The sequence below is a fragment of the Luteitalea pratensis genome (assembly GCF_001618865.1).
GTDB lineage: Bacteria > Acidobacteriota > Vicinamibacteria > Vicinamibacterales > Vicinamibacteraceae > Luteitalea > Luteitalea pratensis.
Window position 1 is genome coordinate 2,527,699 of sequence record NZ_CP015136.1, and the last position, 15,089, is coordinate 2,542,787.

Sequence of the window (15,089 nt, forward strand, 5' to 3'; positions counted from 1 at the left end):
GCGTAGTGTGCGCGGAGCCACCGAGAAGGGGAATCCGACGGCCGGACGGCCGCGTCGTGCCATTTGCACGGCCCGCGTCGCCGTCGTCGCCGAGCCAGGAGCAGCCATGACGACTCTCGTGCGGAACATGCTGACGGGGAAGACCGACGTGCACAGGGTGAGCCCGGACGACACCGTGCTCGATGCCCTGCGGGTGATGGCCACCCACAACATCGGCGCCGTGCTGGTCACGAGCGGCGACGAGCTGATCGGCATCCTCTCCGAGCGCGATTACGCACGCAAGATGGTGCTGCAGGGCAAGGCCTCGCACGACACCGCCGTGCGCGAGGTGATGACGGCGACACTGGTCAGCGTGACGCCGAGATGGACCTGCGACGAGTGCATGGCGGTGATGACCGAACGACACGTCCGCCACCTGCCGGTGCTCGACGAGGACCGCCTCGTGGGCGTGATCTCAATCGGCGACGTCGTGCGCGCGGTGGTCCAGGAACAACAATCCACGATCAGCACGCTCGAGAGCTTCATCATGAGCGGCGGTTAGTCATGCCTGATGCCTGAGACCTGAGACCTGAGACTTGAGGCTTGAGGCTTGAGGCTTGAGACCGGAGCCGTCAGCGAGGTGCGCCGAGCGGTACGAACGCCAAGGCGTTGTTGGCGTTCATCGGGATCACGAGCTGGTTGGCGCCCGGGTCGTAACACATCGACGCGGCGCTCGGGATGTTGGTGGCGATCAGTTCCGCGGCCTGGCCCGGGCGCAGTCTCGAGACGCCGCCCTGCAGGACGCTGCTCACGTACTTGGTGCCGTCGGCCATGATCACGACGCCGTCGTTGCCGGCCTGGGCCGCCTGCTCGGTCTTCAGCAACGCGCCGGCCGGCGAGTACGTCTGCACGTCCGGCGCCAGCATGTTCACCACGACCACGTTGCCCTGCGGGTCGATCGCGATGCCATTCGGCCGCCGCAGCGGCGCGCCCTGAATGAGCCGGGTCGCCACGCCGTCGCGGGTGATCTTCCACACCTGCCAGGTCGCCGCGTCAGCATCCGTCGTGCCCCCGGTCTGGGTCGCGTAGACCGTGCCGTCGCGGGCCACGGCGATGTCGTTGAACCACTCGACGTCCGGTACGCGCGTTTCCCCGGCCGGCAGCCCCGTCGCCAGCGTGAAGCGCCGGATCACGGCCACGCCCTTGTCGTCTGGGCTGGTGCTGCCATCGCGATCGGCCAGGTAGAGGGTGCCGTCGACCACGTCGCTGCCGTACGGCTCGTTGAGCACGAGCGGTGGCGTCAGCGCGGCCCGGGGCGGACCGGGGTTCTGGACGCCGATCCAGCGCGCCGTGTGCACCGACCCGTCGTGGTTGAGCAGCGACACCCACGCGTTGTTGGTCTGCACGTTCTGAGGCACGCCGCGGTTGGGTACGACAATCAGGTTGCGCACCGGATCGTACGAACAGCTCTCGGCCGAGTAGATGGCGCCGAACACCTTGACGTTGGACGACGTCGCCGCGAACGTGCCGGCGGTCATCGGCTCGACCGGCAGGCCGAGGGCGTTGCCCACGAAGTACGGCACCGACGGCGGGGCCTGCGCGAGCATGACCCCGGCGCCGACGCCCACTGCGAGCGCCGCGGCGCCCGTCATCACGTTCAGTCTCGTCACGCGTTTCCTCCGGAGCGCGGATCATAACGCGAGACAATCCACGAGCCAGTCGGCGGGCAGGCCGGCAACAATCAGAAAGCCTCTACCCTCTAGCCTCTAGCCTCTAGCCTCTACCCTCTAGCCTCTACCCTCTAGCCTCTACCCTCTAGCCTGTAGCAGCTGGCAGCCTCTTACGGCTGCTGCTCTCGGCCCGTTTCGAGGCGCGCCTCGAGGTCGCGGAGTTCGCTGCGCCGCGCCTGGTCGCCAGGAGCCAGCGACATGCTGCGCTGTGCGTGCGTGATCGCCTCGGCGACGCGACCCTGCCGCGCGAGCAGCCGGGAGAGGCGCCCGTGGTACGCGGGCTGCTGGTCGTCGAGATCGATGGCGCGACGCAGCAGGACCTCCGCCTGCGCCAGGTCTTCGGACTCGGCCAGCAACTGGCCATGGAAGGAGACGACGCTGGCGTTGCGCGGCGACAGGGTGAGGGCCCGTGCCGACGCGACAAGCGCCGCGTCGAGCCGCTGCAACCGTTGCAGCGCGACCGCCAGCGCATGATGGATGCGCGCGTCAGCCGGCAGATAGTTCGCCGCTTCCTCGAGGAGTGCGGCCCGTGCCGTTGGGTCGGGCGTCCGCGCGGCAGAGTCCAGCACGGCCTCGCCGATCTTCGACGTCGATCCGGCCCGTGCCATCGCCGCCTGCCGTGCGGCCTCGGCGTTCATTGCCTCGAGCGTGCTCCGGAAGCGCGCGGCCCACCCGGTGCCCAGCGCCAGGTCGACGCTGCGAGCCACGGCCGCGATCGCCTCGGCTGGCACCGGCGTCTCCCACGGTGTGTGCAGCGTGTCGAGCACGATCGTCAGCCATGCCGGATCGGGCGCCGGCGGCAGCTGGATGGCGCCGATCATCGGCGGACGCTGTGACGAGTGCACCTTCGGCCCCGGCCACGCCTCGAAGAGGTACTTCGGGCCGCGGTTGGTGTGCTTGTGCCGTTCGTACGTGCACAGGTGCAGGTCGTGCATGAGGACGTGCGACGAGGGCGCCAGCACCGGCAACAACGCCAGCAAATCGAGCAAGGCCCAGGGGTGGCGATGGTCACCGTCGATGAACGCGAGTTCCACCCCAGGGCCGACGACATCGACGGTATCGGCCGCCATCTGGCCGAGCAGCAAGCGTGTGGCCACGGGTGGGGTGGGGAAGAGCTCGCCGATCGCCGCGCCGGTAGGCCGCACGTGATCGAGGTAGTACGTCGGTGACGCATCGATCCCGATGTACTCGGCCGGCCGGCCGATGCGCGACAGGGCCTCGATGAACAGGCACCCGCTCCAGCCGCTCGCGACGCCGATTTCCACGACCTTCGACGGCGCGAGCAGGACGGTGAGCCCGGCCAGCAGCGGTTGGTCGTGCACCGAGATGTTGCCACCAACCCAGGCTGGCATCCGCGCCTGCATCGCCGCCGCGATGGCCGCGCCCTCGGTCTCGCATTGGGCGGTCGTGAACACCGGGCGCATTGTAGGCCCTTCGCGGCTCGTCCTCCGGCAGGCGGTTCACAGGTACCGGTGTGCGGCCTCCACCTCATCGCGACTCACCATCGCCGCGATCGTGCCTCCAGTCATGCCAGAATGCGCACGATTACCCCTCCCCGGAGCCCTGATGCCACGTTGGTCCCTGCATCTCACGTCCCTGGTCGTCGTCGCCGCTGCAGCTGCGACCGCGGTCTCGTCCCTTCCCGGATCCCTCCTTGCGCAGGCGCCCGCCGCGCAAGGCCGCGCGAAGGCGGCGCCTGACGTGCCGATCGAGCCGAAGGCCCCGGCGTCGGTCAAGGAGGGGGCCACCTGGGTGCCGCCGCTGCCAGTGCTGGACCAAGTGGCGCCACCGCAGGGGTGGCAGCAGCCGGGCGAAGAGACCCCGGCGATGCCGCTCACGCTGTTGCGGCTACCGCGGACCAACATCTGGCGCGCGAAATTTCCGGCACTGGACTTTCACGTCCATGCCCGGGGCTTGACGTCGAAGGCCGCCTACGACGAGCTCATAGCGCTCATGGACGACATCGGCATGGGCGCCATCGTCAACCTCAACGGCGGCACGGGAGCAGAACTCGACAAGGTGCTTGCCGAGGGCGTGCCCTACAAGGACCGTGTCGCCAACTTCATCACCTTCAGTGCCGACGGGATCAACGAACCCGGGTGGTCGCAGAAATTCGCCGCGGAGATGGAGCGCGCGTTCAAGGCTGGCGCGCAGGGGATGAAGGTATCCAAGCAGCTCGGACTCGGCGCGAAGAACCCGGACGGCTCGTTCATCCAGGCCGATGACCCGCGTCTCGACCCGGTCTGGGACATGGCGGCCAGGTACGACAAGCCAGTGATGATCCACCTGAGCGACTCGATCGGCCGCTTCTATCCCATCGGTCCGAAGAACGAGCGCTACGAAGCCGGGCTCTGGCACCAGAAGGGCGACGAGACCAACAACTACTTCAAGAGTGGGCCGTCCAACGACGTCATCGAGAAGGCGCGTCGCGAGATGCATCGCAAGCACCCGAAGACACGATTCGTGAACGCGCACCTGGCGATGCTGTACTACGACCCGGAGAAGCTCGCGTCGTTCCTCGACACGTACCCGAATGCCGATGTCGAGATTTCGGCCACCGTTCAGGACCTCGGGCGCGCGCCGCGTTTCTGGCGCGAATTCCTGATCAAGTACCAGGACCGGGTGCTGTTCGGCACCGACGGCAGCCAGTCGCGGGGCGCGGACGAGTTCTGGCGTCCGCATTGGCGCGCGCTCGAAACCCTCGACGAGTACTTCCCACACCCGGCGCAGGTCCGGACGCCGCTCGGCTCGCCGGGGCACGGCCGCTGGCAGATCTCGGGACTCGGCCTGCCCGATGCGGTGCTGCGCAAGATCTATTACCAGAACGCGCTGCGGCACCTGCCGGCGATGCGGGCGTCGATCGAGAGACAGCTGGCCGCACGCGCGGAGGGGGCTCGATGATCTGGTTGCCAACGGTAGGGCCCGCTCTCCGAGCGGGCCGTCTCCGCTCCACAGCTCATCGCCTGGGCCTGCTGACGCTGCTCGTTGTGCCGGTTGTGCCTCGACTGTCTGGGTGAGCGCGACGCTGACTGCCGGATAAAGTCCGGCGGCTACACCTCGGAACGCCGCCGACCGACTTGTCCGCCGTAGCCTTGGCGCAGGCGGAACGCCGAACGCAGAACGCCGAACGCAGAGCGCCGCACGAGCGACCCAAGGCCGAAGGCCGAATGACGACTCGTCCGGCGCAGCTTTGGCGAAGGCCGAAGGCCGCCGTGATGTTGACGCGCAATGGCCGATGTACGGGCTGGACGCCGCCGAGACCCACTACAGCCCGCTGACGCAGATCACCGACTCCAACGTGGCGCGTCTCGGCCTCGTCTGGGCCGCCGATCTCGATGCGTTTCCCGGCCAGATCCAGGGCACGCCCCTCGTCGCTCGACGGCATCATCTACTCGACCGGGCCGTGGAGTGTCGTGGTGGCGGTGGACGCACGCACCGGCAAGGTCAAGTGGCGCTGGGATCCGCAGATTCCGCATCCCACGTTCAAGACCGACGCACGTGGGCTGCGCACGCGCCTCGGCCCGAGCCTCTGCTGCGGGCCCGTGAATCGCGGCGTGGCTTATCACGACGGCAAAGTGTTCGTGGGGACGCTCGACAGCCGCCTTGTCGCACTCGACGCGAAGAACGGTCGCACGATCTGGAGCGCGCAGGTCGCGAGCAAGGCCGACGACTACAGCATCACGAGCGCGCCGCGCGTCATCAAGGGGCGCGTCATCACCGGCAGCAGCGGCTCGGAATTCGGTGTCCGCGGCTTCGTGGCCGCCTACGACGCGCAGACCGGCAAGCAGGTGTGGCGCTTCTGGACGGTCCCCGGTGATCCGAGCCTCGGCTTCGAGAATGCCGCGATGGAGCGCGCCGCCAAGACGTGGAACGGCGCATGGTGGAAGTACGGCGGCGGCGGCACGCCCTGGGACGGCATGGCGTACGACGCCGAACTCGACCTGTTGTACATCGGCACGGGCAACGGTTCGCCTTGGTCGCGTGATCTCCGCAGCCCGGGCGGCGGCGACAACCTGTACCTCTGCTCGATCGTCGCCATCCGCCCGGATTCGGGCGAATACGTCTGGCACTACCAGACCACGCCGGCCGACAACTGGGACTACGCGAGCACGCAGCCGATCGTCCTGGCCGACGTGAAGATGGATGGCCGGGTGCGCAAGGTGTTGATGCAGGCGCCCAAGAACGGCTTCTTCTACGTCATCGACCGTACCAACGGCGCGTTCATCTCGGCTCAGCCCTTCACGAAGGTCACCTGGGCCTCGGGTGTCGACCAGGTCACCGGACGTCCGATCGAGACCCCCGACGCCAACTACGGCACGACAGGCCAGCGATTGTCACCGGGCTCCGATGGCGCACATAGCTGGCATGCCATGGCGTGGCATCCGGGGGCGGGCCTTGCCTACATCCCCGGACAGGACACGACGGGCACGTATGCGTGGGATCCCGACTTCCAGCACCAGATGGGCCGCATGAACACGGGACGCCCGCGCAATCGCCCCGCGCCAGTTGATGCCGCGACACATCCGGGCGGGACGCCGGCTCTCGCGCCTGCGCCAGCACCGGCCACGCCCGCGCCCCCCGTGCGTCGTCCGCCGCAGATCGTTGGCGCCGGCGGCGGCCAGCAGCAGGGCGCTTTCCTCGTCGCGTGGGATCCGATCGCGCAGAAGGAGAAATGGCGGCTGACCTTCGATCGCCCCGGCATCACCGGCGGCACGCTCGCGACCGCGGGCAACCTGCTGTTCCATGGATCGAACGACGGCAGTTTCACCGCCTACACGGCCGACACCGGCCGCAAGATGTGGTCGGTGATGCTTGCGCCCGGCTTCGCCAATCCGATCACCTACACGATCGACGGCGTGCAGTACGTCACCGTTGCCACGGGACGCAGCGGCACGCAGGCGCCCGGACGGCTCTACACGTTCGCTGTCGATGGCAAGGGGCCCATGCCGTCGCTCGATCCCGTCGCCCCGCCAGAGGATCCGTCGGGCATCAACACTGCAGAAGCCATTCGTGCGGAGTTCGACCGTGTCGGCCTGCCCGACGAGCCCGCCCGCGCGCTCGTGCAGCAACTGTGTGGCGGTTGTCACCAGCCGACCGTCGTCACGCGCTTCCGTCAGCCCGAGGACGGATGGCGTGAAACCGTCGCGAACATGGTGGGGCGAGGAATGCCGGGCACGCCGGACCAGCGCGAGACGATCATCAGGTATCTCTCGCGTCATCGCGGACCCGAAGCGCGGTGAGCGAGGCCCTGCAAGCACGCGGCATACTGCCACGCTCACGATGAGGAGCGCGAGGCAGAGGTGTGCGGCCAACCATCATGCCCCGTGTAGCGGAAGGCCGCCTCGAAGATCACCGGGACCCGCGCGGCGTGGATGGTGCCGGCGGCGGGGAGGTTGTGCTCGCTGAGCGGGATGGCTTCATCGAGGACGAACCCGACGTGCCCCAGTTCCTCCAGCAGTTGCTCCCTGGTGATGAAGCATTGAGGCTGGCCCGAGAACTGCGTGAAAACGAAGGTCTCGCCGGGCACTGGTGTGGCGGCAGGCGGCAGCGTCTGTCGCGAGAAGGTGAACACGAACAGCGCGGCGCCAGGCGCGGAGACACGCGCGGCCTCGGCGACGGCCGAACGAAACTCCGCGGTCGAACGGGCAAGGTTCCAGATGCCGTGTGCAACCAGGAGATCGAATGTGCCGTCGGGCGCAGGCAACGCCTGCATGGGCGCCAGGACGAACCGCATGCGATCGGCATGACGCTCGCCGTCGGCCCGAGCTCGGGCGGCGTCGAGCATCGGCTGTGACAAGTCGGTACCGAGCACGCGCCAGCCCTGCCTGGCCAGGTGGACGGCGTTGCGCGCCGCCCCGCAGCCGATGTCGATGGCGCGGCCGGGCCGGCACCTGGCCAGTTCCGCGGCCGCAAACGACAGCAAGGTGTCGTTGGGAGGCGATTGACTGAACCCCTGCACCGTTGACGACGCACTCCAGGCAGAACCCGCCAGTGGATCGGACATGGGACCAATGGTGCCGGGAAGGAGTTGCCCAGACGTTGCGTCAGCGCAATGTCCGTGGCCCTTGGCATCGGCGGTGGCGCGGCCGCCCTTGTCCGGTGCCGCTCATTGCAGGCACGCAGGCGCCGACCTTCGGAATCTCGTCTACGCCCTGATGCCCCGGCCGCGTCTCAGGCAGTGTCTCGTGACGCGGCGTCGTCGCCCGTGGCCTGACGGTCCGGTGCGCGACTCGCCAGGTGTTCATCCATCACGGTCGTGTAGCAGCTCGGGCAGATGCCGTGACTGAACTGCGTCCCCGTCTGCGACGTGATGTAGCTCTCGACGTTCTGCCAGTAGTTCTCGTCGTTGCGAATCTTGCGACAGTACGAGCAGATGGGCAGGTAGTCCCGCAGCGTCCTGACCTCGGCGAGTGCGGCCTGCAGCTCGATCACGAGGCGCTCCCGCTCGGCTTCGGCGGCCTTGCGGGCCGTGACGTCACGCGCGACCGAATAGATCACGCGGCGATCGAGATCGGGCGTGGCATTCCACAACAGCCAGCGCCACGAGCCGTCCTTGCACCGGTACCGGTTCTCGAACGAGCGCGCCTGACCACCGGACTTGACCTCCCGGTTTTGTCGGATGGTCCGCTCGCGATCCTCCGGGTGGACGAACTCGATGGACGGGCGCGCCATCAGCTCGGCGCGGGTGAAGCCGAGGGTCGCCTCCCACGCGGGGTTGAGGCGACGGAAATAGCCCGAGAAGTCGGCGTAGCACAGGAGGTCGAGCGACAGCTCGAAGAACCGGTGCTCCATGTCGACCGGAGGAGTGAGGGCGGGTACGTCCAGAGGGGTCATCGTCGAGTCGCTGCCGGTAAAGCCATGCGCACCGATTTTAACTCGGCCGCAGCGGGGCGGACTTGAGGGAGGGCCTTCCGCACACGACCACAAACAAGATGGGGCGCTAAGGCAATTGCGGAACAGGTCCTAGTCGGTTTGCGGGCTGCGCCAATGCTCGCCCGAGCGCCATGCTACGCGCTTCACGGTTGTGTGAGTGGCCAGGCGGCCGCCGAGGCGGAACGAATGCGATATCTGTGTGTCCTGTCGATAGTGATGATTGGCCTGCTGACGACGACGTCAGCGCATGGACAGGCGACGGCGACGTTGCGAGGCCGCGTCCGGGATGCGCAGGCGGCGCCGGTCGCTGCCGCGACCGTCACCGTGACGAGTGCGGACACCGGATTCACCCGCGCCGTGCCGACGTCGGGCGACGGCAGTTTCCTGCTGGCAAACCTGCCACCGGCGACGCTCGACCTCACCATCGCGGCACAGGGCTTTGCCACCGCGACCCGCCGCGGGCTGTTGCTCGAAGTCGGGCAGACGCTGGTCGTGGACGTCGATCTGGCCGTGGCGGCCGTGCGTGAGACGCTCGTGGTCTCTGCGGCAACCGCCGCCGTGGATACCTCGCGTTCGGTGGTCGACGCCGTCATTCCCTCCACGGCCATCGAGGTCCTGCCGCTCAATGGCCGCAACTTCCTCGAACTGGCGCTCCTGGTCCCGGGCAATACGCCGGCACCCAACTTCGACCCCACCAAGTCGAACTCGGTCGTCATCTCCTCGGCAGGCCAGCTCGGTCGCGGCGGCAACATCACCATCGACGGCGCCGACAACAACGACGATGTCGTTGGTGGACCGCTGCAGAACGTCACCCAGGAGTCGGTGCAGGAGTTCCAGATCGCGACGCAGCGGTTCACGGCCGAATCGGGACGGTCGGCCTCGTCGGTCATCAACGTGGTGACCCGATCGGGCACCGACCAGCTGCGCGGGTCGTTCTCGTTCTTCGCGCGCGACAGCGCGTGGCAGGGGCTGCCGGCGACCTACGATCGATCGAGCGGCGACTCATTCCCCTTCGATCGCCAGCAACTGGCTGGCGCCGTCGGCGGCCCGCTGGTGTCAGGCAAGGCGTTCTGGTTCGCGGCCGCCGAGTACCGGAACCAGGACGGCGCCGTGCTGGTGGGCGAACGTGACGTGGCAGCCCGCGCCATCCGCAGGTCCTTTGCCGCCGCGCCGCTCGACGACACGCTTGGTTCGGGGCGCGTGGACTGGCGTCGCAACAGTGCCGACGCGCTGAGCTTGCGATACGCCGGCGAGAGGGCCGAGGACACGGGCGCCAGCAGTCTCGATCGCGCGATCGGGTCGGCGTCGTATCGCCAGCGCAGCCGCAACAGCTACCAGTCGGTGGTCGGTACATGGACGCGGGTGGTGAGCCCGACGCTCATCAACGCCGCCACGGCCTCGTTCAGCACGTTCGACAACGCCATCGTGCCGATCGCGCCGGGCCCGCAGCACACCTTCCCGAGCATGCTCGACGGGTCGTCCTTCCGCGTGCCGCAGGGCACTACGCAGAAGCGCTTCCAGCTGGCCGATACGCTCACACTGTCTCGCGGGGCTCACAGCCTGCGCCTCGGCGGTGAGTGGCAGCGCGTGAACGCCGCCTTCGACCTCGGCGTCTTCCAGGACGGCCGCCTCGAGTTCATCGAGGACTTCCCGAGCTACGACAGCAATGGTGATGGCCGCGTCGACGATGGCGACCTGCTGTTCGCGGTGACGCTCCGCAGTGGCAAGCCCGATCAGGCGCTGGTGATCCCGGACGCCGACAACGACTACGTCTCCTTCTTCGTACAGGACGACTGGCGCCTGCGGCCCGACCTGACGCTGAACGTGGGCCTGCGCTACGAGATGGACACCGACGTGAAGAACGTGAGTCGCGTCGACGAGATCAACCCGATCGTCCAGCCGTTCCTGCAGGGCACCCGCGGTCGCGACCTGGACAACTGGGGCCCGAGGATCGGCTTCAACTGGGCCCCCGGCGATGGCCGCACGAGCGTCCACGGCGGTTACGGCATCTACTATGACCGCATCACGCTGCAGATCCAGTCGCTCGAACGCGGCCTGGACGGCCGGGCCCTCCCGATCGAGGTGCGCGCCGGCAACGTGTTCTATCTCGACTCGATGACTGGCCAGTTTCCGCCGTTCGCTCCGTCGACGGCCAACCCGTTCACCGGCTTCATCCTCCCGGGCGCTGGCGCCTCGGGCATCAACATCATTGACAACACGATGCAGAACCCGAGCGTGCAGCAGTTCAACCTCGGGTTCCAGCGCGAGCTGCCGTGGAACACCGTGTTGCGCGTGGACGGGGTGCACGACCTCGGCACGCATTTCATCATCGGCCGCCCGATCGGTGCGGTGTACAACCCCGTGGTCGGCGGCCCCGATCAGGTGGTCAACCTCGAGTCGAGCGTCAACACCCACTACGACGCGTTGCTGGTCAGCGCGGAGCGGCGCAGCACCAGCTTCGGGTTCCGCGCGGCCTATACGTTCGCCAAGGCGTTCAACTACGCCAACGACGACCAGATTCCGTTCGGCAGCGGGCCCATCGATCCGGACAACCTGCGCCTCGAGTACGGGCCGACGCCCAACGACCAGCGGCATCGCTTCACGCTCGCGGCCTGGATGGACGCCCCGGCCGGCCTGCGGGTGGCGCCGATCATGACCTTCGCGTCCGGCGTGCCGATGGACATCCTGATGCCCGACGGGCTGACCCGCGTGCCAGCGTTTCAGCGCAACGCCGGCGGCCGGATCTTCGAAACCGGCGCCGACCTGAATCGCGCGCTCGTCGATCTCAACGCCTCGGGCGGGATCAACGGGCAGCCACTGCCGTACGTCCGGGACGACGTCCGGTTCGGTGACGGCTTCTCGTCGTTCGACCTGCGCATCTCACGGCCGTTCACCTTCGCGGGGCACGTGCGCATCGAGCCGATCGTCGAGGTCTTCAATCTCTTCAACGTGACCAACATCCTCGGCGTGAGCGTGAAGAATTACTCCGGGTACGCCAACGTGCTCGTGCGTGACAGTGCCGACCCTGCCGATCCGGGGTTCATGCAATCGTCGAGCTTCGGCGAGGCAGTGAGCACTGCAGGCGGCGTGTTCGGTTCCGGAGGCCCGCGCGCGTTCCAGTTCGCCGTACGGGCCACGTTCTGAGATGGCGACGGCACGGTCCTCGCGGCCGCTGCAGTTGCCTTCGGCGGTGGCGCTGGTCGTCGGGCAAGTGATAGCCGTCGGCATCTTCCTGACGCCCGGCACGATCATCCGGACGATTGCCTCTCCACTGGGAGTGCTGCTCGTCTGGGCGGTCATGGGGACGATGGCCATCTGCGGTGCGCTCTGCTACGGGGCGTTGGCGGCGCGCTTCCCGCACGCCGGCGGCGGCTACGTCTACCTGCGGGAAGCGTACGGGCCGCGCGTGGCCTTCCTCTACGGCTGGAAGTGCCTGCTGGTGATGGACCCGGGAATCACGGCCGCCCTGGCGACCGGCTTCGCCAGTTACGCGACCTACATCGTCCCTCTCGGCAACGTGGCCATGCGGGCCGTGGCCATCGGCGCCATCGCCGCCTTCGCTGCCGTGCACATCGCGGGCGTCAGGGTCGGCGTGCGCCTGCTGACGACGATCGCCGTCCTCAAGATCGTGCTGGTCGTGATCCTGACCCTCGGGGCGATCGTGAGTCCGGCGGCGGCGTGGAGCCATTTCGTGCCCTTCGTGTCACGGCATCCGCATGCGCCGCCCCTGCTTGGTGCCGTGGCTGGTGCCTTCGTCGCCGCGTTCTTCTCGTTCGGCGGCTGGTGGGAGGTCACCAAGATCGCCGGCGAGGTTCGGGACCCATCCCGGACGTTGCCGCGTGCGCTGTGGGCCGGACTGGCCATCGTGACGCTGGCCTATACGGCGGCGACGCTGTCGTTCATCGCGGTCGTCCCGATCGGGCAAGTCGCCGAGGGACAGGCCTTCATCGCCCAGGTAGGCGAGGCGATTGTCGGTCCCGGCGGCGGGACGGCCGTGGCGGCGATCGTGATCGTGTGCGTGCTCGGCAGCCTGGGCGCGATGCAGATGATCGCGCCGCGGTTGTACGTGGCCATGGCGCAGGATGGCGTCTTCCCGGCTGCGGCAGCCGCCCTGCATCCGCGTTTCGGCACGCCGGCCCGGGCCATCGCGACACAGGCGGTGCTGGCCTCGGTGCTCGTGGCGATCGGCACCTTCGACACGATCGTCGCCTTCTTCGTCTTCATCACCGTCGTGTTCATCGCCGCAACGGTGGCGTCCGTGCTCGTGCTGCGGCGTCGTGAGTCGGACTTCCAGGTGCCGATGCATCCCTGGTCCGCCGTGGTGTTCCTTGCGCTCGTCGTGGTGCTGCTGCTCCTGATCGGCGCGAGCAATCCGATGCAGGCGCTGCTCGGTGTCGTGGTCGTCGCCGCGGCTGTTCCTGTCTACCGTATGATTCACGCGCGGCGTCTCACACCGCTGCTGGAGAGCTGATCGCCATGACCTGGATCAAAGTGATTCCCTTCGACGAGGACGAGAACCTGCAGCAGGCACGTGCGGCGCAGCAGAAGCTCTACCCGATCGAATACGCGCAGCCGACCCACCCGCACCATGCCCAGACCGAGGGCATCGTCGCGTCGCACTCGCTGATTCCCGACGCGATGCTGCACTCGTTCGCGGCGTTCGGGGCCCTGATGTCGCCGGATCTGCCGCTGACCCGTCGCCAGCACGAGATGATCACGACGGTCGTGTCGGCCACCAACCGGTGCCAGTATTGACTGGAGTCGCACGCAGAGTTTCTGCGTAGGGTCACGCTGGACGAGGACTTCGTCGACGCGCTGAAGGCCGACTTCCGGGCCGTCGCACTTCCGGAGCAGGATCGCGTGATGCTCGAGTACGTCGAGCAGATCACCAAGGACGCCACGCGCATCTCGCCGGCGTTTCACGAGCGACTGCGCGCCGTCGGCTTCGACGATCGCGGCATCCTGCAGATCACGTTGATCGCGTCATGGTTCAATTACATCAATCGCGTCGCCGACGCGCTCGGCGTGGGCCGCGACGCGTAACCGAACCGCCGCCCGTTTCGTCGAGCGTCACGCCGTACTGCCCAGTTCCATGGTAAGGTCGCCGCCGAAACGAGTTCGTCGCCGAGCCCGGGCATTGGGCCCCGGGCCGCTCGCGACGTGACGGTCCTGATCAGTGAGCGCGCGCGACATGGCCCGAGCCAACGTCCGAGGATTGCGGTGGTGGATGATCGGCCTGGTGATGCTGGGGGCCATCATCAACTACCTGACCCGCAGCACGCTCGCCGTCGCGGCCCCGACGCTGCTCGAGGACCTGCGGATCTCCACCCGCGAGTACTCCTGGATCGTGGGCACCTTCCAGGTCGCCATCATGTTCCAGCCGGTCTGCGGCTACGTCCTGGACGTGCTCGGCCTCAAGCGCGGCCTGGCGATCTTCGCCACGGCGTGGTCGCTCATCAGCATGGCGCATGGTCTGGCGCACAACTGGCAGATGTTCGCCGTGCTGCGCGGCTTGCTGGGCTTTGCGGAAGGATCGGCGAACCCCGCCGGCATGAAGGCCACCGCGGAGTGGTTCCCGGCCAGGGAGCGCGGCCTCGCCGGCGGCGTCTACAACATCGGCGCCTCGGTCGGATCGATGCTCGCGCCGCCGCTGGTGGTGTGGGCGATCCTGACCTACAACTGGCAGACCGCGTTTGTCATCACCGGCGTGCTGGGCCTGATCTGGGTCGTCCTCTGGGTGTGGCTGTACAAGGCGCCCGACACCCATCCGTCGCTGTCCGCCGAGGAGCGCGCCTACATCGCTGCGGGCCAGGAGGCGCACCTGCGCGACGACGGCCGGCGTCCGTCAATCGCACACATCGCGCGCCAGCGCAATTTCTGGGGCATCGCCCTGCCGCGCTTCCTGGCGGACCCGACGTGGGGCACGCTGACGTTCTGGGTGCCGCTCTACCTGAGCACGGTGCGGCACTTCGACCTGAAGCAGATTGCGCTATTCGCGTGGATGCCGTTCCTGGCCGCGGACCTGGGGTGTCTCTTCGGCGGCGTCCTCGTGATGTGGCTCCAGAAGCGCGGCATCACGCTCATCAACGCGCGCCGCTGGGCCTTCACCCTCGGCGCCTGCCTGATGATGGGCATGGGGTTTGTCGGCGTCGTCGCAAGCCCGTATACGGCCATCGCGCTGTTAAGCCTGGGCGGCTTCGCGCACCAGACGTTGTCGGTGACGGTCATCACGATGTCGTCCGACCTGTTCAAGCGCAGCGAAGTCGCGACTGTCGCCGGCATGGCCGGGACGTTCGGCAACGCGGGACTATTGATCTTCTCGCTGCTCATCGGCGGCCTGGTCGCCACCGTCGGCTACACGCCATTCTTCATCGGCCTGGCCGTGCTCGATCTCGCCGGCGCCGCGCTGCTGTGGATCCTGGTGAAGGATCCCGCGGCGGCGGAACTTCAGTCCGGTCCTGCCGCCCTCGCACGGCCCTGAAGGCCGTCACGCGCGAGGCTGACTCC

General features: G+C 67.9%; 11 protein-coding genes and 1 pseudogene. 8 read left to right on the forward strand and 4 right to left on the reverse strand.

All coding sequences use genetic code 11. The features are described 5' to 3' along the window. The first annotated feature begins 106 nt into the window (after positions 1-106). Positions 107-541 carry a CBS domain-containing protein gene (locus tag LuPra_RS10380; protein ID WP_110174628.1) on the forward strand — a complete coding sequence of 145 codons (435 nt, stop codon included), beginning with the start codon at positions 107-109 and terminating at the stop codon, positions 539-541. A gap of 70 nt (positions 542-611) precedes the next feature. Here the strand turns inward: LuPra_RS10380 and LuPra_RS10385 are convergent, their stop codons facing one another. Next, positions 612-1,649 carry an SMP-30/gluconolactonase/LRE family protein gene (locus LuPra_RS10385; protein WP_234800820.1) on the reverse strand — a complete coding sequence of 346 codons (1,038 nt, stop codon included), beginning with the start codon at positions 1,647-1,649 and terminating at the stop codon, positions 612-614. Positions 1,650-1,819: 170 nt separating this feature from the next. Next, a complete protein-coding gene (locus LuPra_RS10390; RefSeq protein ID WP_157898983.1) occupies positions 1,820-3,124 on the reverse strand; it encodes a class I SAM-dependent methyltransferase in 1,305 nt (434 codons plus the stop codon). A gap of 151 nt (positions 3,125-3,275) precedes the next feature. Between LuPra_RS10390 and LuPra_RS10395 the strand changes: the two genes are divergently transcribed. Continuing rightward, complete coding sequence (locus LuPra_RS10395; RefSeq protein WP_157898984.1) at positions 3,276-4,610, forward strand: amidohydrolase family protein; 1,335 nt, start codon at positions 3,276-3,278, stop codon at positions 4,608-4,610. A gap of 334 nt (positions 4,611-4,944) precedes the next feature. Continuing rightward, positions 4,945-6,949 (forward strand): annotated as a pseudogene (locus LuPra_RS10400) (PQQ-dependent dehydrogenase, methanol/ethanol family). A 35-nt stretch (positions 6,950-6,984) separates the two neighbouring features. On the opposite strand, the gene LuPra_RS10405 reads toward LuPra_RS10400, so the two are convergent. Together LuPra_RS10405 and LuPra_RS10410 are read right to left on the reverse strand one after the other, a co-directional pair. Then, complete coding sequence (locus LuPra_RS10405; RefSeq protein ID WP_110170674.1) at positions 6,985-7,713, reverse strand: class I SAM-dependent methyltransferase; 729 nt, start codon at positions 7,711-7,713, stop codon at positions 6,985-6,987. A gap of 167 nt (positions 7,714-7,880) precedes the next feature. Next, positions 7,881-8,543: a PAS domain-containing protein gene (locus LuPra_RS10410; RefSeq protein WP_110170675.1), complete on the reverse strand. Its 663-nt coding sequence runs from the start codon at positions 8,541-8,543 to the stop codon at positions 7,881-7,883. A gap of 225 nt (positions 8,544-8,768) precedes the next feature. On the opposite strand from LuPra_RS10410, the gene LuPra_RS10415 reads away from it, so the two are divergent. The 5 genes from LuPra_RS10415 (at position 8,769) to LuPra_RS10435 (ending at position 15,063) form a co-directional block, all read left to right on the forward strand. Beyond that, positions 8,769-11,726 (forward strand): TonB-dependent receptor, encoded by a 2,958-nt coding sequence (locus tag LuPra_RS10415; RefSeq protein ID WP_162271352.1) that lies wholly within the window; start codon positions 8,769-8,771, stop codon positions 11,724-11,726. A gap of 1 nt (position 11,727) precedes the next feature. Beyond that, on the forward strand, positions 11,728-13,053 hold the full coding sequence (locus tag LuPra_RS10420; protein ID WP_110170677.1) for an APC family permease: 1,326 nt from the start codon (positions 11,728-11,730) through the stop codon (positions 13,051-13,053). 5 nt (positions 13,054-13,058) lie between these two features. After that, positions 13,059-13,337, forward strand: coding sequence for a carboxymuconolactone decarboxylase family protein (locus tag LuPra_RS10425; RefSeq protein ID WP_110170678.1), 279 nt, complete (start codon positions 13,059-13,061; stop codon positions 13,335-13,337). Positions 13,338-13,445: 108 nt separating this feature from the next. After that, positions 13,446-13,625: a carboxymuconolactone decarboxylase family protein gene (locus LuPra_RS10430; RefSeq protein ID WP_110170679.1), complete on the forward strand. Its 180-nt coding sequence runs from the start codon at positions 13,446-13,448 to the stop codon at positions 13,623-13,625. Positions 13,626-13,773: 148 nt separating this feature from the next. After that, positions 13,774-15,063: an MFS transporter gene (locus LuPra_RS10435; RefSeq protein WP_110170680.1), complete on the forward strand. Its 1,290-nt coding sequence runs from the start codon at positions 13,774-13,776 to the stop codon at positions 15,061-15,063. Positions 15,064-15,089 lie beyond the last annotated feature (26 nt).

Excerpts from the sequence above, each read along its gene's own strand:
- LuPra_RS10380 (WP_110174628.1), top strand. The coding sequence starts at position 107 with ATGACGACTCTCGTGCGGAACATGCTGACGGGGAAGACCGACGTGCAC.
- LuPra_RS10395 (WP_157898984.1), top strand. The coding sequence starts at position 3,276 with ATGCCACGTTGGTCCCTGCATCTCACGTCCCTGGTCGTCGTCGCCGCT.
- LuPra_RS10405 (WP_110170674.1), bottom strand. The coding sequence starts at position 7,713 with ATGTCCGATCCACTGGCGGGTTCTGCCTGGAGTGCGTCGTCAACGGTG.
- LuPra_RS10410 (WP_110170675.1), bottom strand. The coding sequence starts at position 8,543 with ATGACCCCTCTGGACGTACCCGCCCTCACTCCTCCGGTCGACATGGAG.
- LuPra_RS10415 (WP_162271352.1), top strand. The coding sequence starts at position 8,769 with ATGCGATATCTGTGTGTCCTGTCGATAGTGATGATTGGCCTGCTGACG.
- LuPra_RS10420 (WP_110170677.1), top strand. The coding sequence starts at position 11,728 with ATGGCGACGGCACGGTCCTCGCGGCCGCTGCAGTTGCCTTCGGCGGTG.
- LuPra_RS10425 (WP_110170678.1), top strand. The coding sequence starts at position 13,059 with ATGACCTGGATCAAAGTGATTCCCTTCGACGAGGACGAGAACCTGCAG.
- LuPra_RS10430 (WP_110170679.1), top strand. The coding sequence starts at position 13,446 with ATGCTCGAGTACGTCGAGCAGATCACCAAGGACGCCACGCGCATCTCG.
- LuPra_RS10435 (WP_110170680.1), top strand. The coding sequence starts at position 13,774 with ATGGCCCGAGCCAACGTCCGAGGATTGCGGTGGTGGATGATCGGCCTG.